Source organism: Pseudomonas sp. Irchel 3F6, from assembly GCF_900187595.1.
GTDB classification, from domain to species: Bacteria; Pseudomonadota; Gammaproteobacteria; order Pseudomonadales; family Pseudomonadaceae; genus Aquipseudomonas; species Aquipseudomonas siliginis.
The window spans coordinates 18,882-45,298 of the sequence record NZ_FYDP01000009.1 but is presented as its reverse complement, the minus strand read 5'-3'; the positions used below and the strand labels follow the sequence as shown (position 1 = coordinate 45,298).

Annotated in this window: 13 protein-coding genes; 8 read left to right on the top strand and 5 right to left on the bottom strand. The window is 62.0% G+C overall.

All coding sequences use genetic code 11. The annotated features are described in order from the left end of the window. Nucleotides 1-10: 10 nt before the first annotated feature. The gene (locus CKW30_RS24485) at nt 11-1,795 is read right to left on the bottom strand and encodes an acyclic terpene utilization AtuA family protein (protein ID WP_095182180.1); all 1,785 of its coding nucleotides are present in this window, start codon (nt 1,793-1,795) and stop codon (nt 11-13) included. 184 nt (nt 1,796-1,979) lie between these two features. Here CKW30_RS24485 and CKW30_RS24480 point away from each other — a divergent pair, with 184 nt between their 5' ends. The 3 genes from CKW30_RS24480 to CKW30_RS24470 all read left to right on the top strand — a co-directional run bounded on the left by CKW30_RS24480 (nt 1,980) and on the right by CKW30_RS24470 (nt 4,593). After that, nucleotides 1,980-2,603, top strand: a complete 624-nt coding sequence (locus CKW30_RS24480) for a TetR/AcrR family transcriptional regulator (protein WP_095182179.1) — start codon at nt 1,980-1,982, stop codon at nt 2,601-2,603. A 93-nt stretch (nt 2,604-2,696) separates the two neighbouring features. After that, nucleotides 2,697-3,494: an ABC transporter substrate-binding protein gene (locus tag CKW30_RS24475; protein WP_095182178.1), complete on the top strand. Its 798-nt coding sequence runs from the start codon at nt 2,697-2,699 to the stop codon at nt 3,492-3,494. Between the two features lie 85 nt (nt 3,495-3,579). Beyond that, nucleotides 3,580-4,593 carry a GNAT family N-acetyltransferase gene (locus CKW30_RS24470; RefSeq protein ID WP_095182177.1) on the top strand — a complete coding sequence of 338 codons (1,014 nt, stop codon included), beginning with the start codon at nt 3,580-3,582 and terminating at the stop codon, nt 4,591-4,593. Between the two features lie 136 nt (nt 4,594-4,729). On the opposite strand, the gene CKW30_RS24465 is transcribed toward CKW30_RS24470, so the two are convergent. After that, nucleotides 4,730-5,284 carry an RNA polymerase factor sigma-70 gene (locus tag CKW30_RS24465; RefSeq protein ID WP_008088195.1) on the bottom strand — a complete coding sequence of 185 codons (555 nt, stop codon included), beginning with the start codon at nt 5,282-5,284 and terminating at the stop codon, nt 4,730-4,732. Nucleotides 5,285-5,654: 370 nt separating this feature from the next. Here CKW30_RS24465 and CKW30_RS24460 point away from each other — a divergent pair, with 370 nt between their 5' ends. The 3 genes from CKW30_RS24460 (at nt 5,655) to CKW30_RS24450 (ending at nt 20,859) form a co-directional block, all read left to right on the top strand. Continuing rightward, nucleotides 5,655-18,653, top strand: a complete 12,999-nt coding sequence (locus tag CKW30_RS24460; protein WP_095182176.1) for a non-ribosomal peptide synthetase — start codon at nt 5,655-5,657, stop codon at nt 18,651-18,653. A 192-nt stretch (nt 18,654-18,845) separates the two neighbouring features. Then, complete coding sequence (locus CKW30_RS24455; protein ID WP_095182175.1) at nt 18,846-19,658, top strand: alpha/beta fold hydrolase; 813 nt, start codon at nt 18,846-18,848, stop codon at nt 19,656-19,658. A 172-nt stretch (nt 19,659-19,830) separates the two neighbouring features. Continuing rightward, the gene (locus CKW30_RS24450; RefSeq protein WP_095182174.1) at nt 19,831-20,859 is read left to right on the top strand and encodes a ParB/Srx family N-terminal domain-containing protein; all 1,029 of its coding nucleotides are present in this window, start codon (nt 19,831-19,833) and stop codon (nt 20,857-20,859) included. A gap of 30 nt (nt 20,860-20,889) precedes the next feature. On the opposite strand, the gene dsbG is transcribed toward CKW30_RS24450, so the two are convergent. From dsbG to dsbD, 3 genes are read right to left on the bottom strand one after another with little or no spacing between them, the layout of a single operon-like run. Beyond that, nucleotides 20,890-21,660 carry a thiol:disulfide interchange protein DsbG gene (gene dsbG, locus CKW30_RS24445; RefSeq protein WP_095182173.1) on the bottom strand — a complete coding sequence of 257 codons (771 nt, stop codon included), beginning with the start codon at nt 21,658-21,660 and terminating at the stop codon, nt 20,890-20,892. After that, nucleotides 21,636-22,517 (bottom strand): TlpA disulfide reductase family protein, encoded by an 882-nt coding sequence (locus CKW30_RS24440; RefSeq protein WP_095182172.1) that lies wholly within the window; start codon nt 22,515-22,517, stop codon nt 21,636-21,638. Before CKW30_RS24440 ends, dsbG begins: the two co-directional genes overlap by 25 nt. Next, on the bottom strand, nt 22,517-24,250 hold the full coding sequence (dsbD, locus tag CKW30_RS24435) for a protein-disulfide reductase DsbD (RefSeq protein WP_095182171.1): 1,734 nt from the start codon (nt 24,248-24,250) through the stop codon (nt 22,517-22,519). The genes CKW30_RS24440 and dsbD overlap by 1 nt, the downstream gene beginning before the upstream one ends. A gap of 155 nt (nt 24,251-24,405) precedes the next feature. Here dsbD and CKW30_RS24430 point away from each other — a divergent pair, with 155 nt between their 5' ends. Then, nucleotides 24,406-25,086: a response regulator gene (locus tag CKW30_RS24430; protein WP_039759813.1), complete on the top strand. Its 681-nt coding sequence runs from the start codon at nt 24,406-24,408 to the stop codon at nt 25,084-25,086. Then, nucleotides 25,083-26,408 (top strand): ATP-binding protein, encoded by a 1,326-nt coding sequence (locus CKW30_RS24425; RefSeq protein WP_095182170.1) that lies wholly within the window; start codon nt 25,083-25,085, stop codon nt 26,406-26,408. The genes CKW30_RS24430 and CKW30_RS24425 overlap by 4 nt, the downstream gene beginning before the upstream one ends. Nucleotides 26,409-26,417: the final 9 nt, after the last annotated feature.

Here is a 26,417-nt window from a genome sequence, read left to right as displayed (position 1 = left end):
ACACCATCCTCTAGTCGAGCTGTTCGGCGATGCTCTGCGGCACCGGAATCTGGATTTCCAATAATTGCTGAGCGAAGGCTTTGCCTTGCGGGTCGATGCGCAGACTGGCGACACCGCCACCGCCGAGGGCGTTTTCCAAAAGAAAGTTGAGGCTGTGGGTGCCGGGCAGATACCAGCGTTCGACACGCCCGAGAAGCGGATCGAGGACGTGGCGCATCCAGTCGACCACCACCGAAGGGGTCAGCGCTTCGGCGATCCACGGCAGGTAATCGGGATGGCGCGGCATCACGCCGATGTTGCTGTGGTTGCCCTTGTCGCCGGAGCGCGCCACCGCCAGTTTCACCAACGGCACACTGGCATCGGCGCGGCCCTGGGGTTTGGGTGGCTGATGGGCGATCGGCAAATCTGCGCTGTCGAGGGCCACTGGGTCGGGGAGGGCGCACGGATGGCGCTCACCGGCCATATCGATTTGCAGGGTGCAGGCGCTTTTATCGATGAGGAAAGAGAACAGACGGATGAGGGGGTATACGGTCGGACGACCGCCGACGATGCCGGTCAAACCCGGCGCCATGCCGGTCGCGGCCTGGGCGATCTCTCTGGAAAACAGTACCAGTGCGTGTTTGTCGGGATGGCGCACGGCGATTTTGATCACCACTTCACGGCTGTCGCGGCGCTGGCCGTGGGGGCCGTAGGTGGCTTCGCTGCCGAGCAGTTCGACATGGGTTTCGCTGTACGGCGCCCAGCCGCGCAGGCTGAACATCTCGGCGGTCTTGTCGATGATTGCCTGACTGACCCGCCGCGCCTTGTCTACTGCGTCGATGCCGGCCATCAGGCAACTGGCGGTGCAGCGAAAACCGTCCGGGTACGTGGCGCTGACCTTGTATTTATCGTTGGGCGGCAGGCCTTTGGCACCGTGCACGTGCACGACGTTTTTGCCCTGTTGCTGGAGTTTGACCTGGCTGAAATCGCAGATCACGTCTGGTAACAGATAGGCCTGCGGATCGCCGATTTCGTAGAGCATCTGCTCGCCGACCGTCAATGGCGTGACCAGTCCGCCGGAGCCTTCGGGTTTGCTGACGAGGAACTGGCCATCGGCGCTGACCTCGACGATCGGAAAACCGATGTGCTCGTAATCCGGCACCTCGCGCCAGTCGGTGAAATTACCGCCGGTGCACTGCGCGCCGCATTCGATGATGTGCCCGGCCAGTGCGGCCTGGGCGAGTTTGTCGTAGTCATGCCACGACCAGCCGAATTCGTGAACCAACGCCGCACTGACCACGGCGCTGTCGACCACCCGGCCGGTGATGACAATGTCGGCACCCAGGCGCAGCGCTTCGACTATCCCCGGCGCGCCGAGGTAGGCGTTGGTCGACACGCACATCCGCGGAAGCGGCGCGCCGCTGAACATTTCGCGGACGTCGGCGGGGCTTTTGAGCTGTCCTTGCAGGTCATCGCCGAGCAACACGGCAATCTTCAGCTGGACCCCAGCCTGGTCGCAGGCCGCTTGCAGGGCCGCCGCGCAAGCCTGCGGATTGACCCCGCCGGCATTGCTGATCACGCGGATTTTCTGTTCGGCCAGTTGCGTCAGCAGCGGCGCCAGCACTTCAACGAAGTCACCCGCGAACCCGGCCTGTGGGTCTTTAAGACGCGCACCAGCCATGAGCGACATGGTGATCTCGGCCAGATAATCGAACACCAGATAATCCAGGTTTCCGCTGGAGACAAGCTGGGCGGCAGCGGTGGAGGTGTCGCCCCAAAAAGCACTGGCGCAGCCGATTCGCACGGTGGTTGGCATTTTTATCTCCGACTCAGGGATCTGCGACAGAAGTGTCTGGAGGCTACCAAGCAAGCGCTTGGTTTGTAAACAGGCGAAACATTCTTCTGCCCAAGCGCTTGCTTGGTGCCCGCGCGCGGCTTAAATTGCGCGCAACCCTGCGGTTACAGGGGGCAACACACTGATCGACTGTAGGAGAGAACGGGTGGACGAGCAAAAAGCCCTGCGGGTCATGCGCGAACTGGTCGACCAAGGCCAGTTGACCGACCCGGACAGCGCCCGTGGCAAATTGCTGCAAGTGGCGGCTCACCTGTTTCGCAACAAAGGCTATGAGCGCACCACAGTGCGTGATCTGGCCAGTGCTGTGGGCATTCAGTCGGGAAGCATTTTTCATCACTTCAAAAGCAAGGATGAAATTCTCCGCGCGGTGATGGAGGAAACCATCCGCTACAACACCGCGCTGATGCGCGCAGCGCTGGCCGAGGCGAGCGATGTGCGCGAAAGGGTGCTGGCACTGATTCGTTGCGAGTTGCAGTCGATCATGGGCGGCAGTGGCGAGGCGATGGCCGTGCTGGTGTACGAATGGCGCTCATTGTCCGAGGACGGTCAGGCTAATGTCCTCGCTTTGCGTGATGTTTATGAAGACATCTGGTTGCAGGTTCTGGGCGAGGCCAAGGACGCCGGCTTTATTCGCGGCGACGTTTTTATTACCCGACGTTTCCTTACCGGCGCACTGTCCTGGACCACCACCTGGTTCCGTGCCGGCGGCAGTTTGAGCCTCGATCAACTCGCCGATGAAGCGTTGATTCTGGTCCTCGAAGCGCGTTGAACGGTTGTCGGACCGGCCGGGAAACTGGCTAAGTCGGCGAAACCGCCTAGCTTGAATGCATTGATCGCTATTTTTTTCGGGGAGTGGGGTGTTTTGAAGTCTTCGCCAATTCGGACAGCCGCCGGGCTGCTGCTCGCTGCGCTGGCTGCGTTATGGGTATTGCCCGCTCAGTCAGCGCAATTGGTCCGGGTCGGCGCCGCGCATTTCCCGCCTTATACGATTCGCCCGGAAAACGGCGCCGACACCGGCCTGTTGCCGCAATTGGTCGAGGCGCTGAACCGCTCGCAGAGCGATTATCAATTTGTCCTGGTGCCGACGTCGATCCCGCGCCGCTTCGGTGATTTCAAGCAAGGCCGCATCGATATGGCGATCTTTGAGAACCCCGAGTGGGGCTGGAAAGACATTCCCCACGACGACGTCGACATGGGCCTGGAAGACGCCGAGATTTTTGTCGCGCAACGCGAAGACGGCCGCCAGCAAAACTATTTCTCGAGCCTGTCGGGCAAACGTCTGGCGCTGTTCAGCGGTTATCACTACGAATTCGCCGGCTTCAACGCCGACCCGAAATATCTCGCGAAAAACTACAACGCGACGCTGACCTATTCCCACGACAGCAACCTGCTGATGGTCCTGCGCGGGCGCGCCGACATTGCCCTGGTCACCCGTTCCTATCTGTTCGATTACCTGCTGCGCAACGAGAAGGTCCGCGATGAGCTGTTGGCGTCGCAGCGTACCGATCAGATCTATCACCATTACGCGATTCTGCGGCCAAGCGCTCCTATCACCGGCGAAGCCTTCGGCAACCTGTTGCAGCGTTTGCGCGACAACGGCGAATTGCTGAGGATTTTCGAGCCCTACAGGATTGCCGTGATGCCGGCGCCTCATCACTGAAGCGCTAATTGCCTCTCGCACTTAAATTTCCCCTCCCGGCTCACGTCACTTCGTTGAACTGTCGACGATTACGTGAGCCCGACCCATGTCCAATCTGAATGACCTGACTGCCCTGGCGTTGCCCTCGGGCAGTCGATTGATCGCTGATGCTACCGAGAGCCGGCTGAGCCTGAGCCTGGACGGGCAACCGCTGATTCGGCTGCGCCTGGACCGCGAGGCCAATGGCCCGATCCAGCTTGATGAGCGTTTTGCTCTGCCGCCCGGCCACGCCTTGTGGGCGGCCTGTTATTGGCTGTTCGCCCGTGACCCGGCGTGTCAGCAGTTGATCTGGCAACTCGATCAGCCACCTACCGAAGCCTTGCGCAGTGGTTTGCTGATCAATACCGAAGTCGCCGGCGAGTATCGCTGCGAGCGCACGCTGTTCTGGCAACTGCCGCAGCCGTGGCTGGGCACGTCACTGACCGGCAGCTATCCGCAGCAAATGGTCATCAGCCAGGGCAAGCGCCATCCGCTGCGACCGGTGAAGCCGCGCGGTGAAGTCTATCGGCGTTTCGATGCGCGGCTCGGCGCATGGATTTCCTTGCGAACGCTGGAAATCGAAGAAGATCTGTCGCGCTTCAATCGCTGGCAGAACAGCCCGCGCGTGGCGAGTTTTTGGCAGGAGGAGGGCAGCCTTGAGCAGCATCGCGAATACCTCGGCAAGCTCGAGGCCGATCCGCACACGCTGACGCTGATTGGTTGTTTCGATGACCAGCCTTTCGCTTACTTCGAAGCCTACTGGGCCAAGGAAGATCGCATCGCGCCGTTCTACGATGCCGGCGATTACGACCGTGGCATTCACATGCTGGTCGGCGAGGAAAGTCATCGCGGCCCGCATAAAGTGGCGAGCTGGTTATCGGCGCTGGTGCATTACCTGTTTCTCGATGATCCACGCACCCAGCGCGTGGTCGCCGAGCCACGTGCCGACAACGCGAAGATGATCGGACATATGCACAACCAATGTTTTCACTGCGAGAAGGAATTCGATTTTCCGCACAAGCGCGCGGCGCTGATGATTCTGGGGCGGGAGCGGTTTTTTGATCGGTGCCGGTTGGCCTGATGTGTTCGGCCTCGGAATTTCGTTGGGTCTGAGGCCGCTTTCGCGAGCAGGCTCGCTCCCACACTGGGTTTGTGTCGTTGATCAAACCCTGTGGGAGCGAGCCTGCTCGCGAATGGCTTGACGCAGAATCCGGATCCTAACGACGACCGGCAATCACCGCATCCCGCCGACTGCCCGAGACCTTGCGGCAGTGCACCAAAGCATCACGAATCATGAAGTTGACCAGGGTGGGTGATACGCCCAGTTCCTTGGCGATGTCTTTCTGCGGCACGCCGTGCAGACGGTACATCTCGAAGGCATAGCGGGTGCGGCTGGGCAGTTCGGTCAGCGCATCGGCGATGTGTTCCAGAGTCGAGAAGTTGATGTGCGAAGTTTCCGGCGAAGCGCCCTGAATCACCACGTTCAAGCCTTCCTCTTCCGGGCCTGAGTATTTCTGTTCGAGCGCCTGCTTGCGGTAGTGATCGATGGCGAGGTTGCGCACGATCTGGAACAGGTAGCTCAGCTGAGCCTTGATCGACGACGTGATCGGCGGCGCCGATTGCAGTCGGAAAAACGCATCCTGAACCACGTCTTCGGCACGAGACCTGCAACCGGTAATGCGGGCTGCAATCTTGACCAGAATCAGTCGATTGTCGACGAATGCCTGAAGTAGCGGTGAATCGCACCTGCTTGTGGATACTTGTTCCGTCATGGAAATCACCTTGCTGCCAATAGGTTAGTGGGAGGGCCTCGGGGGACGGCGCCGTCCTACACATCGAGCGACAAATTATGTTGAATGATAATGATTGTCAAATGAGAAAGAGAAGTAGTGCTGTAAGTCGATGTGTTTTGCCAACTGCGACACGCCGCCGCACCCCAGCCCCGCTGGACGTCGCGCCTGCCGACTAATTATTTCCCCACTCCATCCGTTCTCATTGGTGAATGGCCCGGGTGCAGATCCCCGGCCTCAGCGCATTCCGATGCCTTGCGCGGTCGGCACAGACCGCGCCCCGCACGCCTCTCGACAGGTGTGACGCAGCCACCCGATTCCACTTGCAAGCCGAATTCAGGCAGGAAACCTCATGACCGACGCGTTCGAACTCCCCAGCACCCTGGTCCATGCCCTCAAGCGTCGCGCGGCCCTGACGCCGGACCGACTGGCCTTGCGTTTTCTCGCCGAAAACCCGGAGCAGACCGTGGTGCTCAGCTATCGCGAACTGGATCAACGCGCGCGCACCATCGCCGCTGCGTTGCAGGCTCAGGCTGGATTCGGTGAGCGTGCGGTACTGCTGTTTCCCAGCGGCGCAGATTACGTCGCGGCGTTTTTCGGTTGTTTGTATGCCGGTGTGATTGCGGTGCCGGCCTATCCGCCGGAATCCGCCCGTCGTCATCATCAGGAGCGATTGCTGTCGATCATCGCCGACGCCGAGCCCAGGCTGTTGCTGACCAGCGCCGACCTGCGCGATGCCTTGCAACAAATCGACGGCGCGCCGCCGCTGTTGTGCGTAGACACTCTGGACAGCGCACTGGCCGAACAGTGGGTTGAGCCGCCCCTGCCGCCCGAGCACATCGCCTTCCTGCAATACACCTCCGGCTCCACCGCGCTGCCCAAGGGCGTGCAAGTCAGCCATGGCAATCTGGTCGCCAATGAACTGCTGATCCGTCACGGTTTCGGGATCGACGTCAACCCGGACGACGTCATCGTCAGCTGGTTGCCGCTGTATCACGACATGGGTCTGATCGGCGGTCTGCTGCAACCGATTTTCAGCGGCGTACCGTGCATTCTGATGTCGCCGGCGTATTTCCTCGGCCGGCCGTTGCGCTGGCTGGAAGCGATTGCCGAATACGGCGGCACCATCAGCGGCGGCCCGGATTTCGCCTACCGTTTGTGCAGTGAGCGGGTCAGCGAGTCGGCCCTTGAGCGCCTCGATCTCAGTCGATGGCGCGTGGCCTATTCTGGCTCCGAGCCGATTCGCCTCGACACCCTTGAACGCTTCGCGGAAAAGTTCGCTGCTTGCGGTTTCAGCGAAAACAGTTTCATGGCCTCGTACGGTCTGGCCGAGGCCACCCTGTTTGTCGCTGGCACACCGCGCGGCACCGGCATCCCGGCGTTGCGCGTGGACGATCAGGCGCTGGCGCAAAACCGCGCCGAGCCGGGCGACGGCAGCGCGGTCATGAGTTGCGGCATCAGCCAGCCTGAGCACGCGGTGCTGATCGTCGAACCGAATACCCTCGAACAACTCGCCGATAACGCCGTCGGCGAAGTCTGGGCCGCCGGCCCGAGCATCGCCCACGGTTACTGGCGCAACCCCGAAGCCAGCGCCAAGACTTTTGTCCAGCACGCCGGCCGCACCTGGTTGCGCACTGGCGATCTGGGTTTTATCCGTGACGGCGAACTGTTCGTCACCGGGCGCCTGAAAGACATGCTCATCGTCCGTGGCCATAACCTCTACCCGCAGGACATCGAGCAGACCGTCGAGCGCGAAGTCGAAGTGGTGCGCAAGGGCCGTGTGGCGGCGTTCGCGGTCACTCACAACGGCGAAGAGGGCATCGGCATCGCTGCGGAAATCAGCCGCAGCGTGCAGAAAATCCTTGCGCCAGATGCGCTGATCAAAGCCATTCGCCAAGCCGTGGCCGAGGCGTATCAGGAGGCGCCAAGCGTGGTGGTGCTGCTCAATCCGGGCGCGTTGCCGAAAACCTCCAGTGGCAAACTGCAGCGCTCGGCGTGCCGCAATCGTCTGGCTGATGGCAGCCTCGACAGTTACGCGCAGTTCCCTTCGATTACAGCGGCAACGGAAACGGCGACCAGCAGCACTTCGGATCTTGAAGCGTTGATCGGGCAAATCTGGGCCGAGCAACTCAACGTCAAGCAGGTCAGTGGCGACGACCATTTCTTCCTGCTCGGCGGCAACTCGATCGCCGCCACGCAAGTGGTTGCGCGGGTTCGCGAAGCACTCGATGTGGAGCTGAGCCTGCGCCTGCTGTTCGAAGCGCCAACCCTGTCCACCTTCGCTGCCGCTGTGGCGCAGCTAAAACAGGACGGCGGCAGCGCTCAAGGTCCGATCAGCACCTTGTCGCGCAGCGAACCGATGCCGCAATCGCTGGCACAAAACCGTCTGTGGATCACTTGGCAACTCGATCCACAGAGCAGCGCCTACAACATTCCCGGTGGTCTGCGCCTGCGTGGCGAACTCGACGAAGACGCCGTGCGCAAAAGTTTCCAGCAACTGATCGAGCGCCATGAATCACTGCGCACACGTTTCTTCGAGCGTGACGGCGTGGCATTGCAGCAAGTGCTCGCTGATGCCGAATTCAACCTGCAACTGATCGACATCAGCGACCTGCCAATGGCCGAGCGTGAAGCCCGCGCCGAGCAGATTCGCGAATACGAGGCGCGCACTCGGTTCGATCTGGAAAAAGGCCCGTTGCTGGCGGTGACACTGGTGCGTCTCGATGCCGAAGAACATCAACTGCTGGTGACCCTGCACCACATCATCGCTGACGGCTGGTCGCTGAATATCCTGCTCGACGAATTCTCGCGTCTCTACGCGGCGGCAACCCAAGGGACGCCGGCGACACTGGCAGCGCTGCCCACGCAATACGCCGATTACGGCAACTGGCAGCGGCAATGGCTGGCGCAAGGCGAGGGCGAGCGGCAACTGGCGTACTGGCAAGCGCAACTGGGCGAAGAACATCCGCCACTGGAACTGGCCACCGATCACCCGCGCTCGGCCAGACACAACCACAGCGCCGCGCGCCACAGCGTGCGCTTGAGTAGCAAACTCAGCGAGGCGATCCGCCAGACTGCGCAGGCCCACCAGGCCACGCCGTTCATGCTTCTGCTCGCTGCCTTGCAAAGTTTGCTGCACCGCTACAGCGGTCAGCGCGACATTCGCATCGGCGTGCCCAACGCCAACCGTCCGCCCCTGGAAACCCAAGGCCTGATCGGCTTCTTCATCAATACCCAGGTGTTGCGTGCGCAGATCGATTCACGCCTGACATTTGCCGAGTTGCTGAACCAGACCCGCCAAGCCGCACTCGGCGCCCAGGCCCATCAGGATCTGCCCTTCGAACAACTGCTCGAAGCTTTCCCGCAGGCCCGCGAACAGGGACTGTTCCAGGTCATGTTCAACCATCAGCAGCGCGACCTCAGTGCACTCAAGCGCCTGCCGGGTCTGCTCGCCGAAGAACTGCCGTGGCACAGTCGCGAAGCCAAGTTCGATCTGCAGTTGCACAGTGAAGAGGATCGTAACGGGCGCCTGAGCTTGGCGTTCGACTACGCCAGCGAACTGTTCGACGCCGCGACCATCGAGCGCCTGGCCGAGCATTTCCACAATCTGCTCAGCGAAGTCTGCGAACAGCCACAGCAGGCCATCGGCGATCTGCGCTTGCTGACCGCCAGCGAGCAGAATCAGCAGAAAGACTGGAGCGTGGCCCCGTGCAGCCCGGCGCAACAATGGCTGCCGGACCTGCTCGAGCAACAACTGCGCAAAACCCCGCAACGCACCGCGCTGGTGTGGGACAGCGGTAGTCTGGATTTTGCCGAGCTGCACGCGCAGTCCAACCGGCTCGCCCATTACCTGCGCGACAAGGGCGTCGGCCCTGACGTGTGCGTGGCCATTGCCGCCGAGCGATCGCCGCAACTGCTGATCGGCCTGCTGGCGATCATCAAGGCCGGCGGCGCCTATGTGCCGCTTGATCCGGATTATCCGGCCGAACGTCTCGCCTACATGCTCCGCGACAGCGGCGTCGAACTGCTCCTGACCCAGACGCAATTGCTCGAGCGTCTGCCGGCCAGCGATGGCGTCAGCGTGATCGCCATGGATGCGCTGCACCTGGATAAATGGCCGAGCCAGGCACCGGGCCTGCGACTGCACGGCGACAACCTCGCCTACGTGATTTACACCTCGGGTTCCACCGGGCAACCGAAAGGCGTCGGCAACACCCACGCCGCGCTGGCCGAGCGCCTGCAATGGATGCAGGACACTTACCGTCTCGACCAAGCCGATGTGCTGATGCAAAAAGCGCCGATCAGTTTCGACGTCTCGGTGTGGGAATGCTTCTGGCCGCTGATCACCGGCGCGCGGCTGTTGCTTGCCGCGCCCGGCGAGCACCGCGACCCGCATCGCATCGCGCAACTGGTCCAGCAATACGGCGTGACCACGCTGCACTTCGTGCCGCCGCTGCTGGCGCTGTTCATCGATGAGCCGCCGAGTGCCGAATGCACTAGCCTGCGCCGGGTGTTTTCCGGCGGTGAAGCCTTGCCCGCCGAGCTGCGCAACCGGGTACTGGCGCAATTGCCGGCGGTGCAATTGCACAACCGTTACGGGCCGACTGAAACCGCGATCAACGTCACCCATTGGCACTGCACAACTGCCGATGGCGAGCGCTCGCCGATTGGCCGGCCGCTGGGCAATGTGATCTGCCGCATTCTCGATGCCGATCTCAATCCAGTGCCGGCAGGCGTGCCGGGCGAGCTGTGCATCAGCGGTATTGGTCTGGCTCGCGGTTACCTGGATCGTCCGGCGTTGACCGCCGAGCGTTTTGTCGTCGATCCACTGGGCGAGCAGGGCGCCCGTTTGTACCGCACCGGCGACCGTGCGCGCTGGTCCTCGGATGGCGTGATCGAATACCTCGGTCGTCTCGATCAGCAGGTCAAGCTGCGCGGCTTTCGCGTCGAACCTGAAGAAATCCAGGCGCGACTGCTGGCGCAAAATGGCGTCGCCCAGGCCGTGGTCCTGGTGCGGGAAACCGCTGCCGGTGCGCAACTGATCGGCTACTTCACGGCGACCGATGCGCAGGAAAATGCCGATGAGCAAATTATTCGGCTGAAAGCTGCCCTCGCTGACGAGCTGCCGGAATACATGGTGCCCGCACAATTGCTGCGCCTTGATGCGATGCCGCTGAGTCCCAGCGGCAAACTCGACCGCCGCGCCTTGCCCGAGCCGCAATGGCAGGTGCGTGAACACGTCGAACCGGTCAGCGAACTGGAGCAACAAATCGCCGGGATCTGGCGCGAAGTGCTGGGTCTGAAGCAGGTTGGCCTGCGCGACGATTTCTTCGCCCTCGGCGGTCACTCGCTACTGGCCACGCAAATCATTTCGCGCACACGTCAGGCCTGTGACGTCGAACTGCCGCTGCGCACCTTGTTCGAGCACAGCGAACTGGGCGATTACGCCGAACAGATTCGCCTGATCCAGGTCAGCGGCCGCACCAACCCACAGCTGCCGATCAGCAAAGTCGACCGCAGCCAAGCGGTGCCGTTGTCCTATTCGCAGCAGCGCATGTGGTTCCTCTGGCAGATGGAACCGTACAGCCCGGCATACAACGTCGGAGGCATGGCGCGCTTGCGCGGCGTGCTGCACGTCGAGCATTTCGAGGCGGCGTTGCAGGCGCTGATCCTGCGCCACGAAACCCTGCGCACAACGTTCCCAAGTGTCGACGGTGTCGCCCGCCAGCAAGTGCATGCCGAGACCGGCGTGCGCATGGGCTGGAAAGATTTCTCCAGCCTGCCGGCAGAAGTCCGGGAGCTACAAGTCCAGCAACTGGCCGATGCAGAAGCGCACCAGCCGTTCGATCTGGAAACCGGTCCGCTGCTGCGCGCCTGTCTGGTCAAGACCGCCGAGCACGAGCATTACTTCGTCCTGACCTTGCACCACATCGTCACCGAAGGCTGGGCGATGGACATCTTTGCCCGTGAACTCAGCGCGCTGTATGAAGCGTTCGTCGATGAGCGCGCCTCGCCGCTTGAGCCGCTGCCGGTGCAATACCTCGACTACAGCGTCTGGCAGCGCAACTGGCTGGAGTCCGGCGAGCGCCAGCGCCAGCTCGATTACTGGACCGCGCAGCTCGGTCGCGAACATCCGCTCCTCGAACTGCCCGGCGACCGTCCGCGTCCACCGGTACAGAGCCATCAGGGCGAGCTGTTCCGTTTCGATCTGAGTGACGATCTCGCCGCGCGGGTGCGGGCGTTCAACGCGCAAAACGGTCTGACCCTGTTCATGACCATGACCGCCGCGCTCGCCACATTGCTCTACCGCTACAGCGGCCAGACCGACCTGCGCATCGGCGCGCCGGTGGCCAACCGCATTCGCCCGGAAAGCGAAGGGCTGATCGGGGCGTTTCTCAACACCCAGGTGCTGCGTTGCCGGCTCGACGGGCAGATGTCGGTCGGCGAACTGTTCGAGCAGGTGCGCCACACCGTGATCGAAGGCCAGTCCCATCAGGATCTGCCGTTCGATCATCTGGTCGAAGCCTTGCAGCCGCCACGCAGCGCGGCTTACAACCCGCTGTTCCAGGTGATGTGCAACGTGCAGCGCTGGGAATTCCAGCAGAGCCGCACGCTCGCTGGGATGACTGTCGAGTATCTGGCCAACGATGCGCGGGCGACCAAGTTCGACCTCAATCTGGAAGTCACCGACCTCGACCATCGCCTCGGCTGCTGCCTGACTTACAGCACCGATCTGTTCGACGAACCGACCATCGCGCGCATGGCCAGGCATTGGCGCAACCTGCTTGAAGCGTTGATCGCTGATCCGCAGCAACGGCTCAGTGAACTGCCGCTGCTCGACAACACCGAGCAACAGCAGCTGCTCGACAGCCTCGGCATCGAGCCGGGCGAGCATCGTCTCGATCAGTGCATCCATCATCTGTTCGCCGAACTGGCACTGGCGCGCAAAGACGCACCAGCACTGACTTTCGCTGGGCAGACCCTGAGCTACGCCGAACTCGATGCCCGGGCCAATCGTCTGGCTTGGGCGCTGCGTGAGCGTGGGGTCGGCCCGCAGGTGCGGGTGGGTCTGGCGCTGGAGCGTTCGCTGGAAATGGTCATCGGCCTGCTGGCGATTCTCAAGGCGGGCGGCGCCTATGTGCCGCTGGATCCGGAATACCCGCTCGACCGCCTGCATTACATGATCGAAGACAGTCGCATCGGCCTGCTGCTCAGCGATCGGGCGATGTTCGAAGCCCTCGGTGAGTTGCCGCCAAGCGTGGCGCGCTGGTGTCTGGAAGATGACAGCGCCGGGTTGGCCGACTACCCGGCCAGCGAGTTGCCGTTTATCAGCCTGCCGCAACATCAGGCTTATCTGATTTACACCTCCGGCTCGACCGGCAAACCGAAAGGCGTGGTGGTCTCCCACGGTGAAATCGCCATGCACTGCCAGGCCGTGATCGAACGCTTCGGCATGCGCCCGGACGACTGTGAACTGCATTTCTATTCGATCAACTTCGACGCTGCCACCGAACGTCTACTGGTGCCGCTGCTCAGCGGTGCGCAGGTGGTACTGCGGGCGCAAGGGCAGTGGGACGCGGAAGAAATCTGCGGCTTGATTCGCACGCATCGAATCAACGTCCTCGGTTTCACGCCGAGCTACGGCAGCCAGTTGGCGCAGTTCCTTGCCACGCAGAATGATGTCCTGCCGGTGCGCATGATCATCACCGGCGGTGAAGCGCTGACCGGCGAGCATCTGCAGCGCATTCGCGCGGCATTCCAACCGGCGCAGTTTTTTAATGCTTACGGCCCGACCGAAACCGTGGTCATGCCGCTGGCCAGTCTGGCGCCGCAGGTGCTGGAAGAGGGCGCCGGCAGTGTGCCGATCGGCAGCGTGATCGGCGCACGGGTCGCCTACATTCTCGACGCCGATCTGGCCTTGGTGCCGCAAGGTGCGACCGGTGAATTGTTTGTCGGTGGCGCCGGTCTGGCCCAGGCCTATCACGACCGTCCGGGCATCAGCGCCGAGCGTTTTGTCGCTGACCCGTTTGCCGCTGATGGCGGACGCATGTATCGCACCGGCGATTTGGTGCGCCAGCGTGCCGATGGTCTGGTCGAGTATCTGGGGCGGATCGACCATCAAGTGAAAATCCGTGGCTTCCGCATCGAGCTGGGCGAAATCGAAACGCGCCTGCTCGATCACCCTTCGGTCCGCGAAGCAGTGGTGCTGGCGCTGGATGCGCCGAGTGGCAAGCAGTTGGTGGGTTACCTCGTTACGGAGGTCGCCGGGCAAGGCGAAGCGCAACAGGCTGAACTTCGCGAAGCGCTCAAGTCGCACCTCAAGGCGCAACTGCCGGACTACATGGTGCCGCCCCACCTGATGCTGCTGGCAAGCATGCCGCTGACCGCCAACGGCAAACTCGACCGCCGCGCCTTGCCGGCGCCGGATCTGGAGCTCAATCGTCAGGACTATGTCGCACCGAGCAACGCCTTGGAACAGACCCTGGCGCAGATCTGGTGCGACGTGCTCAACGTCAGGCAGGTCGGCCTCAACGATAACTTCTTCGAACTCGGCGGCGACTCGATTCTGTCGATTCAGGTGGTCAGCCGCGCGCGTCAGCAGGGCATTCATTTCAGCCCGCGCGACCTGTTCCAGCACCAGACTGTGCAGACCCTCGCCGCCGTTGCCAGTCGCACCCAGCAAGTGACGGCCGAGCAAGGCCTGGTGGATGGCGAATCGCGCCTGACACCGATTCAGCACTGGTTCTTCGATACGGACATTCCCCAGCGTCAGCACTGGAATCAGGCGCTGTTGCTGGAACCGACTGTGCGCCTTGAGCCGCAACGATTGCAGCAAGCCTTGCTGGCAGTGATCGAACAGCACGATGCGCTGCGTCTGCGTTTCACTGAAACCGATGATGCATGGCAAGCGACGCATCAAGCGCTGACGAATGAGGATGTGCTCTGGCAAGTCAGCGTCGATTCGCTGGATCAGTGCGAAGCCCTGTTCGCCGACGCGCAACGCAGTCTGCATCTGCACAACGGCCCGTTACTGCGCGCGGTGCTGGTCGATGTTGCGGATGTTCAGCAACGCCTGTTCATCGCCATCCACCACTTGGTCGTCGACGGCGTTTCCTGGCGCGTGTTGCTGGATGATCTGCAAACCGCGTATCGCCAGCTCGACGCTGCGCAGCCGCTAAAACTGCCGGCGAAAACCAGCGCCTTCAAGGACTGGGCCGCGCGTTTGCAGGCTTACGCGGGCAGCGAATCCCTGCGTGAAGAACTCGGTTGGTGGCAAGCGCAACTGGCCGGGCCAAGCGCTGATCTGCCTTGCGAAAACCCGCAGGGCGGCAGGCAGAATCGCCATGCGCAAACCGTCAGCGTACGCCTCGATGCCGAGCGCACCCGGCAGTTGCTGCAACAGGCACCGAGCGCTTATCGCACTCAGGTCAACGACCTGCTGCTGACCGCGCTGGCCCGTGTGCTGTGCCGCTGGAGCGGCCAGCCCTCGGCACTGATTCAACTGGAAGGACACGGTCGCGAAACCTTGTTCGACGAGATCGATCTGACCCGCACCGTCGGTTGGTTCACCAGCGCTTATCCGCTGCGCCTGACCCCGCACAACATCGAAGAGGCCGCCGGGCAGGGCGCTTCGATCAAGGCGATCAAGGAACAACTGCGCGCCGTTCCGCACAAAGGTCTCGGTTATGGCGTGTTGCGTTATCTGGCCGATGACGGCTGCCGCCAGAGCATGGCCGCGCTGCCACAGGCGCCGATCACCTTTAACTACCTCGGCCAGTTCGACCAGAGCTTCGGCGCCGATGCGCTGTTCCGTCCGCTGGATGAAGCGGTCGGTGCCGCCCACGATCCGCAGGCGCCGTTGCCCAACGAGCTGAGTGTCGACAGTCAGGTTTACGGTGGTGAACTGCTGCTGCGCTGGACTTTCAGTGATGAGCGTTACGAGGCGCAAACCATTAACGATCTGGCCGCCGCCTACCTCGGTGAGTTGCAAAGCCTGATCGCCCACTGTCTGCAAGACGAGGCCGGCGGCCTGACACCGTCGGACTTCCCGCTGGCGAAACTGACTCAGGCACAACTCGATGCCTTGCCGGTGCCGGCCGCGCACATCGAAGATGTCTACCCGCTGACGCCGATGCAGGAAGGCATGTTGCTGCACACCCTGCTCGAGCCGGGTACCGGCCTGTACTACATGCAGGATCGTTACCGCATCAACAGCGAGCTCGATCCCGAGCGTTTCGCCCAGGCCTGGCAAGCGGTGATCGCCCGTCATGAAGCACTGCGCGCGTCGTTCTGCTGGAACGTCGGCGAAGACATGCTGCAAGTGATTCACACCCCGGGTCGCACGCCGATCGAGTATCTGGACTGGAGCGCCATCGCCGAATCCGAGCAGGAACCGAAGCTGCAAGCGCTGCTGAAAAGCGAGCGCGAAGCCGGGTTCGATCTGCTCAATCAGGCGCCGTTTCACCTGCGCCTGATCAAGGTCGGCGCGGCGCGTTACTGGTTCATGATGAGCAACCACCACATTCTCATCGACGCCTGGTGCCGTTCGCTGCTGATGAACGATTTCTTCGAAATCTACAGCGCCCTCGGTGAAGGACGCGAAGCGCAGTTGAGCGTGCCGCCGCGTTATCGCGATTACATCGGCTGGCTGCAACGCCAGAGCCTGGCCGAGGCGCGGCAGTGGTGGCAGCAGAACCTGCAAGGGTTCGAGCGCACCACGCCGATTCCGAGCGACCGTCCGTTCCTGCGCGAACACGCCGGTGAAAGCGGCGGCATGATCGTCGGCGACCGTTACACCCGCCTCAATGTCGAGGACGGTGCACGGCTGCGGGAACTGGCGCAGGCACATCAACTGACCGTCAACACCTTCGCCCAGGCTGCATGGGCTCTGGTTTTGCGGCGTCTGAGCGGCGATCGCGACGTGCTCTTCGGCGTCACCGTGGCCGGGCGTCCGGTGGAGATGCCGGAAATGCAGCGCACTGTCGGCCTGTTCATCAACAGCATCGCCCTGCGGGTGAAGATGCCGGCGGACGATCAGCGCAGCAGCGTGCGCCAGTGGCTCAGCGCTTTGCTCGACAGCAACATGCAACTGCGCGAGTACGAATACCTGCCGCTGGTGAACATCCAGGAACAGAGCGAATTGCCTAAAGGCCAGCCGCTGTTCGACAGCCTCTTCGTCTTCGAAAACGCCCCGGTGGAAGTCTCGGTGCTTGATCGTGCACAGAGCCTGAATGCGACCTCGGATTCAGGCCGCACCCACACCAACTTCCCGTTGACGGCGGTGTGTTACCCGGGCGATGACCTTGGCTTGCACCTGTCCTATGACCAGCGTTACTTCGACGAGGCGACGGTCGAGCGCATGCTCAGTGAGTTCAAGCGCTTGCTGCTGGCACTGGTCGACGGCTTCCATGGCGACATGGCCGATTTGCCGCTGCTGGGCGACGAAGAACGCGATTTCCTGCTGCACGGTTGCAACCAGAGCGGCCACGACTATCCGCTGGAGCAAAGCTATGTGGCGCTGTTCGAAGCGCAGGTCGCGGCGCATCCGCAGCGCGTTGCCGCCAGTTGCCTTGACGAGCAACTTAGCTACGCCGAGCTGAACCACAACGCCAACCGCCTCGGCCATGCCCTGGTCGCTGCCGGTGTGCGCATGGACCAACCGGTGGCGCTGCTGGCCGAGCGTAATCTCGACCTGCTGGGCATGATCATCGGCAGCTTCAAGGCCGGCGCTGGTTATCTGCCGCTGGATCCGGGCCTGCCGAGCCAGCGTCTGAGTCGCATCATCGAGCTGAGCCGCACGCCGTTGCTGGTGTGCAGCGCAGCCTGCCTTGAGCAGGCGCAGACCCTGCTCGAGGAGTTTGGCTGTTCGAATCGTCCACGCCTGCTGGTGTGGGAAGAGGTGCAGGCGTCGGCGGCAGCGACGCACAATCCGGGCATCCACAGTGGCCCGGATAATCTCGCCTATGTGATTTACACCTCGGGTTCGACCGGGCTGCCTAAAGGCGTGATGGTCGAGCAGCGCGGCATGCTCAACAACCAGTTGAGCAAACGTCCATACCTCGACTTGAGCGAGGCCGATGTGATCGCGCAGACCGCCTCGCAAAGCTTCGACATTTCCGTCTGGCAGTTCCTCGCCGCGCCATTGTTCGGCGCGCGGGTCGACATCGTGCCGAACGCGATTGCCCACGATCCGCACGGTCTGCTGGCGCATGTGCAGGCGCAGGGCATCACTGTGCTGGAGAGTGTGCCGTCGCTGATTCAGGGCATGCTCGGCTCCGAGCGTCTGAGCCTCGACGGCTTGCGCTGGATGCTGCCGACCGGTGAAGCGATGCCGCCGGAACTGGCGCATCAATGGCTGCTGCGTTACCCGGATATTGGTCTGGTCAATGCTTACGGCCCAGCGGAATGCTCGGATGACGTGGCGTTCTTCCGTGTCGACATGGCCTCGACGCGCGGCAGTTACTTGCCGATCGGCACGCCGACCGACAATAACTTGCTGTACCTGGTCGATGGCGCGCTGGATCTGGTGCCTTTGGGCGCGGTGGGTGAGTTATGTGTCGCCGGGACCGGGGTCGGTCGCGGTTATGTCAGCGATCCGTTGCGCACCGCGCCGGTGTATGTGCCGAATCCGTTCGGCGCGCCGGGCGAACGCCTGTACCGCACCGGTGACCTGGCACGGCGCCGCACTGACGGCGTGCTGGAATACGTCGGCCGGGTCGATCATCAAGTGAAGATTCGCGGTTACCGTATCGAGCTCGGTGAAATCGAAGCGCGCCTGCATGAACAACCGGAAGTGCGCGACGCGGCGGTGGGTGTGCAGGAAGGCGTCAACGGCAAGCATCTGGTGGGCTACCTGGTCGCGGCCGATGCAGCGCTCAATCCGGGCGAACGCCTGGAGCGGATCAAGCAGCGCCTGCGTGCCGAACTCCCCGAATACATGGTGCCGCTGCACTGGCTATGGCTGGAGCAGATGCCGCTCAATGCCAACGGCAAACTCGACCGCAAAGCCTTGCCGGCCTTGGAGATCGGTCAGTTGCAGAGCGAGGATTATCTGGCCCCGCGCAACGAGCTGGAGCAGACCCTGGCTGATATCTGGGCTGAGGTGCTGAAAGTGGAAAAGGTCGGAGTGCGCGATAACTTCTTCGAACTCGGCGGGCATTCGTTGCTGGCTACGCAGATCGCTTCGCGGGTACAGAAAGCCCTGCAACGCAATGTGCCGCTGCGCGCGATGTTCGAGTGCAGCACGGTGGAGGAACTCGCCGAATACATCGATGGACTGGCGGCCAGTGACATTACAGAGGAGAAGGTCGATCGGTTGAATGATCTGATGGCGGAGCTGGAGGGGTTGTAGTTCTCTAGTGTCTGTACTGGCCCCATCGCGAGCAGGCTCGCTCCCACACAGGATCTGTGGTGTTTACAAAACCCCTGTGGGAGCGAGCCTGCTCGCGAATGGCGTCTGTACATTGCCGTACATTTCCATCCTTGACGATCACCAACCGGCAGCTCAGTCTGCCGGTTCTGTTTTTTCTCGCGGAGGTGGTCGATGCCCTTTTTCACGGTTGACGGACAAGCACTGCACTACATTGATCAAGGCACCGGCCCCGCCGTGTTGCTGGCCGGCAGTTACCTTTGGGACCAAGCGATGTGGGCGCCGCAGATCGCCGCGCTGACCCCGCATTATCGCGTCATCGCCCTGGATCTGTGGGGCCATGGCGATTCCGGCAAGTTACCTGAAGGCACCACATCGCTGGACGACATCGCCCGACAGGCGCAGGCCTTGCTCGATCACCTGGACATCGACCGCGTCACCCTCGTCGGGCTTTCGGTCGGCGGCATGTGGGGCGTGCGCCTGGCACTGTCCGCACCGCAACGCCTCAACGGTCTGGTGCTGATGGACACCTACGTCGGTGTCGAGCCGGAACCGACGCGCCAGTATTACTTCTCGTTGTTCAAGCAGATCGAAGACAGCGGCACCATCTCCGACCAATTGCTCGACATCGTTGTGCCAATCTTCTTCCGCCCGGGCATCGACCCGCAGTCGGCGCTGTATCAGGACTTTCGCGCGAAATTGAAGGGCTATTCGCCCGAGCGTCTGCGCGAAAGCATCGTGCCGATGGGGCGCATCACGTTTGGCCGCAACGACCTGTTGCCACGCTTGGGCGAGCTGAACCCGGCGACGACGCTGGTGCTGTGCGGTGATCAGGACAAACCACGGCCACCCTCGGAAGCCCGGGAAATGGCTGAGTTGATTGGTTGCCCGTGTGTGCTGGTGCCGGAGGCGGGGCATATCTCCAATCTGGAGAATCCCGGGTTTGTCACTGAGGCGCTGCTGGCGTTTCTCCGCGAGCGCAACTGACACACCGAGTGAGCTTCATTCGCGAGCAGGCTCGCTCCCACAGTTAATCGCATTCTTGCTGAGGGAATGCAGTCAACTGTGGGAGCGAGCCTGCTCGCGAAGGGGCCTCTCAGGTCACCATGCAATCACGAGTGTGAAACTCATCTATAAAAGCATTTGATAAGGGAATGACGTGCAACAGTTCTGGTGGCGTGACCTCAGGGATCTTGAGGACAAGTGGGTCGGGTTGAGTATTGAGGTCAACCGACCGAAATCAAGCAAACCGCCGCTTCATCTGCAAAGTGGCAACAACGGGCGGATGAAGTTGATGCTCAATGAAAGCCCACTCTTCTGGGCGACCATTGCCACCTCATATTACGGTGCTTGGCTGGTTCGCAATCCGCGGCCCGTTCAACTGGAATCGCCATCCGTGCCACCCATCGGTTCGGCTGACGTTCAGGAGCACTTTGAATTACCCGTCCAAGAGCGCTTCCCGCGCTGGTGTCGCTATTTCATCAACCAGTTGATGAACAATCAGGCTGACTTTATCTATCCCGGCCACTGGGTGGCGCGCCCTTTATTGCCAGCAGTTAGCCGATACAAACCCGTTGCCGGTCCGGATGGCTGGTATTTTTCCACCCCGGCCGAGGCGTCCAGCCATCTGCCCAACTGGTACGCGCGCGGCGAGGGCATTCTCGACAACGTGCAACCGCACACCGTGCATTGGCTTGATTGGGATCTGGGGCACTTGATCGGGCTGCACACGGTGGACCCTTTGGCAGGTCGCCTCAAATGGTGGCGCAAAAAAGCCAGGGAGGGCAGCTTGCCGCCGATCCTGCTCTGGTATGTGGGCGGACTGTGTTCTTACGTGGTCATCGATGGACATTACCGATTGCAGGCCGCGCTCGATGAAGGTGTCAAACCTGATTTCATTGTCCTGAGCTCGACCAAAGCCCAGCAAATCAAACCATGCGAAGTAACGCAACAACGCGTGTTCAGTTCGTTGATGTTGCAGAACGCGAGAAACCCCAAGTTCAACGTTCACACATTCAATCAGGCGCTGATCAATACGTTTGACGACCGTCCCTGGCATTGGGCGGGGACGCACGCTTGGGCCGGTATTCCTTCAGACCAAGCGTGGTGCGCTGAGGTGACAAGCTTTCTCACGGAACAGGGAAAGACCGAGCACTTGCAGGACATTATCGAGCGGTGTGAGTACTGACAGACCCGCACCGGCCAGTGCTTGTAAAGGCTATTTCGGCCCGAGAATCTTCACCAGCTTGTCCGGCGAAGGCGCGCCTTGCTGTTGTTGCAACTCGCCTTTGTCGTCCATGTAGAAAATCGCCGGGGTGGCCTGCAGTTCGAGGTCTTCCATCAACTGCATGTTCGCCGCGAGTCTGGTTTGCACGGCGACCGGGATGTCTTTCAACGCCTTGAGGGCGCTGCCCTTACCGGCGCTCTCATGATCTTGCAGGGCTTTGGCCGGGTCTTTCGCCGCCAGCAGTGCGGCTGACTTGCCCGGGCTGTCTTCGCGAATGATGCCGACCATGATGTGGCGCAGTTGCACTTTGCCGGCCTTGACCCATGGTCGCGCCTGTTCCCAGAACATGTTGCAGTACGGGCAGTTCGGATCGCTGAACAGGTACACCGTGCGCGGTGCATCCTTGTTGCCGTCCTGAATCCAATTGCTCGCCTCGAACTTGGCCCAGACTTCTTTGGACATCGGTGCGTAGACCAGTTTCTGCAGCGGCTCGCTGCTCAGGTCCTTGCCGTCGGCGTCGTACAGATTACCCACCACGACGTGCTTGCCGTCCGGGGTCAGGTACAGCGCCATGCCGCGATTCTGGTATTGCGCGGCGTACCCGCGCAGGCCATCGGGGGCGTCGAACTGGCCGACGATTTTTGCGCCCTTGGCTTCGATCTTTTTGATTGCGGCGGGTAGTTCTTCAGCGGCCTGCACCGACGGCAAGTGCAGTAGGGCAGTGCCCAGGGTTAGCGTCAGCAGGTGGCGGAGGCGGGGCATGGCAGTTTTCTTGCAGAGTTGGCCGGGGCAACGGCCTGATTCGGGCTTGAAGGCGAAGTGTCGAATGTTTCCAGAGCGCGGGCCAGGCTGGCGTTCGACAGTTCACCGAGGTGACTGGTCAGCAAGCGACCGTCCGAGCTATAGAACAGCGTAGTCGGTAACGCCATGGAACCCACGGCCTGACCGAGACGGCCGCCGCGGTCGAACAGCACGTTGTTCAGGCTCAGGCCCTGGGTTTCCAGGAACGTCGCCACGCTTTGCATGCTTTCGGCCTGATTGACGAACAAGAACGTCAGATCAGGGCGCTGTTGCTGGGCATTCTCCAGTACTGGCATTTCTCGCCGGCACGGCGGGCACCAGGTCGCCCACAGGTTGATCACCAGCGGGCCGCCCTGATAGTCGCTGAGCTTGATCTTTTCCCCGGCGGCGTTGCGCAGGGCAATATCCGGCAGCCGGGAGCCCTGTTCGTAGATATTCAGCGACAGGGTGGCAAGCAGCCAGAACGCCACGCCACTGACCACGCCGAAGCCCAGCGGACGGCGCAAAGCAGGCCGGCGCCAGCCGCGATACAACGCCGCCAGCAACAGCACGATGACCCCGGGCCAGGCGAGGAAACCGCCGTCACGCAGATCGATGATCTGCCACGGGTCATTGCGATAGTGCGACCAATACAGCGCGACAAACGCAATGCGCGCCGCAAGCATGCCCAGCAAGAACAGGCTGAACAGCGCCGACTCGGGGTTCTCGCCGCCGCGCTTGGCCACTCGCCAGCCGACAAACGTCGCCAGTGCCAGAGCACTGATCAGCAGCAGGTGATTGAGCGCGATGGCGAAAGTGCCGAGGGTGAACGTCAGCATCAGTTGGCGTCTCGGGTGGTGGACCAGCGTTGCAGGAAGGTCTCGGCATCGACCTCGCCGGTGATGCGCTGGCTGCGGCGTTCTTCACCGTCGGCGCCGATCCAGATGAACGTCGGCGGCCCCGGCACTTTATAACGGCTGAGCAGCTCGCGGCTGGCGGCGTTATCGGCGGTCACATCCAGGCGCAGCAGGCGCACATCGCTCAGGGCCTGCATGACCTTGGCTTCACCGAACACCTTCTTCTCCATGACCTTGCACGACACGCACCAGTCGGCGTAGTAATCGAGCAGCACCCACTGACCCTGGGCCTTGGCCGCGTCGAGTTCGCGTTGCAGGACGGCCGGTTCCTTGATTGTGCTGAAGGCATCGTGGCCCGTCGGCGCTGCGCTGGCGACAGGGCCGGCGCTGTAGACCTGCAATGGCTGATACGGATCATCGCTGCCACCCGCCGCACCGATCACCAACAAGCTGCCCCACAAACCGAGCAACAGGGACAGCGCGCCAAACATCTGTGCGACGCGGCCAAAACCTTCGGATTGTTTCCAAGCGCTGTAAGCGGCGATCAACAGCAGAGCGCCGCACAGCCCCAGCCACAACGACGGGTCCAGTACCGGGCGCAGCATCAACAATGCAGTGGCAAGAAAGAGGAAGCCGAATATGCCCTTGAGCAGATTCATCCACGCGCCGGGTTTCGGCAGGAAACGGTTGCCCACAGTGACCAGCAGCAACAGCGGCACACCGATGCCGATGCCCAGTGCAAACAGAATCAGACCGCCGTGCAACGCGTTACCGCTCTGCGCGATGTACAGCAGCGCGCCGGCCAGTGGCGCGGTCATGCACGGCCCGACCAACAGACCGGACAATGCGCCCAGCACGCCGGCGCCGATCAGGCTGCCGCCGCTGCGGCTGCGCGACGCATGTTCAAGGCGATCACGCAGGGCCACCGGCAGTTGCAGTTCGAAGAAGCCGAACATCGGCAATGCCAGCACCACGAAAATGGCGGCAAATGCGCCGAGCAACCAAGGATTCTGCAACCACGCCTGCAGGTTTGCACCGAGCAGCGCAGCAATCACGCCCATCGCCGCATAGACCAGTGCCATGCAGATCACGTAGCTGCTGGCCAAGGCAAACCCGCGCCGTGGTGTGGCGCCACTGCCGACGATCATCCCCGCCAGAATCGGCAGCATCGGCAGCGAACACGGGGTAAACGCCAACAGCAGGCCGAGTCCGAAGAACACCAGCAGACTCCAGCCCAGCGCCCGTTGTTGCAGACTGCTGGCCAAAGCCTGATCCGGGGCTTCAGCGCCCGTTACTGCTGCGGCTTTGCCACCCAGATCGATCACCCTGGTTTGCGGTGGATAACACAGACCGGCATCGGCGCAGCCCTGATAACTGACTTTGATCTGACCGCTGGCCGCCGCCGGGATTTTCACTTCAAGCCCTTGGCGATAGACCGGCTGCTCGCCGAAGAACTCATCGCTGTGGGATTCGCCTTCAGGCAACACCGGCTGCTGATCGGCGGCCAGTCCGTCGAATTTCAGGCGTTTCTGATACAGGTAGTAGCCGTCAGTGATCTGCCAGAACAGCTGGGTTTCGCCTGAATCCAGACGCTCGGAAGTCAACACGAACGCCTGGTCGACCGGCAAGAAGTCCGGTTTCGTATCGAAAGGATTGTTTCCGGCCTGAGCCAGGCCCGAGATCAGTAACGCAAACAAAACAAAAAAATGACGCATGGAGAAGCCTTGTCCCTGTGCAAGTGAGGTGCACAATGGGCAGCGGCGATTAACCGATGATTAACCGCCATGCCCTTGTCGCAGTGACGTTGGGCGCCATAATGTCAGCTTAATCGGCCAACTGCCTAATCCGCCTTTTTCCTGTGGGATTCACCATGCACGTACTGGTTTGCGAAGACGACGAGCTGATTGCCAGCGGCATCGTTGCCGGCCTCACCGCCCAGGGCCTGACCGTCGAGCACGTCAACACCGCGTCCAAGGCGCGGGCGATGCTCAAGGTCGCCGAATTCGATGTGATGGTGCTCGATCTCGGCCTGCCGGACGAAGATGGCCTCAAGTTGCTGCAACAGTTGCGGCAGAGCGGCCTGGAAATTCCGGTTCTCATCCTAACTGCCCGTGACTCGGTGACCGATCGTGTCGATGGTCTGCAGGCCGGCGCCGACGACTATCTGCTCAAGCCTTTCGACCTGCGCGAACTGTTCGCTCGCCTGCAAACCCTGTTGCGCCGGGTGGCAGGGCGTAGCGTCAATCTGATCGAGCACGGCGCGCTGACCTACGACCCGAGCAGCCGCGAAACCCGTCTGGCCGGGCAACCGGTGGACCTGTCGCGCCGTGAGCAGTCGCTGTTGCAGGCGCTGCTGCACAATCGCGGCCGGGTGCTGTCCACCGAGCAACTGAAGGACAGCGTCTACGGCTTCAACGACGAACTGGAAAGCAACGCGCTGAACGTGCATATCCATCATCTGCGCAGCAAGCTTGGCAAAGGCATCGTCGAAACCGTGCGTGGTCTGGGCTATCGCCTCGGCCCCGCCGATGGCGCAGAGCAAGGCAAATGATGAGTCTGCGCCTGCGCCTGAGCCTGACGCTCGGCGCCGCCTTCGCGTTGATCTGGGCGCTGGCGGCGGCGTGGATGCTCAGCGATCTGCGCAATCAGATGATGTTTTCCCTCGACCAGCGTCTGGTGGCCTCGGCGCGCATGGTCGCCGGTTTGCTCGAGCAATTGCCGACGCTGCCGAGCAAGGGCGAGGGCACCCATTTCAGCGCAGAACAGCTGAATATTCCCGGTGGCATGGCTTGTCAGGTCAGCTCATTGCGCGGCGAGATTCTCGCGCGAAGCCACAACAACCCCGAGCAAGCGCTGGAAGCCGAGAAAATGGGCTTCCACGATCAGATGATCGACGGCGCCCCGTGGCGCAGTTTCACCCTGGCCCGCGGCGATGTGCGCATCACTACGGCGGATCGGCAGATCGAGCGCGAAGCCTTGAACATGTCGATTCTGCTCGCTGCTTCGGTGCCGGTCGGTGTGGCCTTGCTGGGTTGCCTGTGCCTGCTGTGGCTGGGCATCGGTCAGGGCCTGGCGCCGCTCAATCGTCTGCGCGAGGCGCTGATGCGGCGCAATGCCGACTCTCTTGAACCATTGCAGTTGCAGGCGTTTCCCAGCGAATTGAAGCCGTTGCTGGAAACTCAGAATCAGTTGTTTCAACGCATCGGCAAGACCATCGAACGTGAACGTCGTCTGACCGGCGACGCCGCGCATGAACTGCGCAGTCCGCTGACGGCGATCAAGACCCACCTGCAAGTGGCGCGCATGACCGACGGCAGCGCCCGCGATCAGTCGCTCGCGCGCGCCGAGGAGGGCGCCGATCGCTTGCATCGCACCCTTGAGCAATTGCTGTTGCTGGCGCGGGTCGAAGGCAGTCTGTCGTTTGATGACGGCTCGCAATGCAGCGCCGAACAAGTGGCCAGACTGGCGATCCAGGACGCCACTGGCGGTGAACGGCTGCGGATCAAACTGCACGTGCCTGACGATCTGTCCGCCGCGCCGCTGCAAATGCCTGCGGTGCTGGCGATTGCTGCATTGCGCAACCTGCTCGACAACGCCCTGCGCCACACGTCAGAAGATTGTGCGGTCGAGGTTAGCCTGGAGAGCATCGGCAATCGTGTGCGTTTTGTCGTGCGCGACCATGGTCCGGGCATTGCGCCGGATGACTTGCAGCATCTGACTCAGCGCTTCTGGCGTAACGGGCAGAGCACCGGTTGCGGGCTGGGGCTGGCGATTGTCCAGGCGATTGTTCAGCGCTGTGATTGTGCGCTGCATTTCGACAGCCGCCCGGACGGCTTGCGGGTCGAACTGACCATGCCGTTGCAAGCCCTCTGATCTCACCTC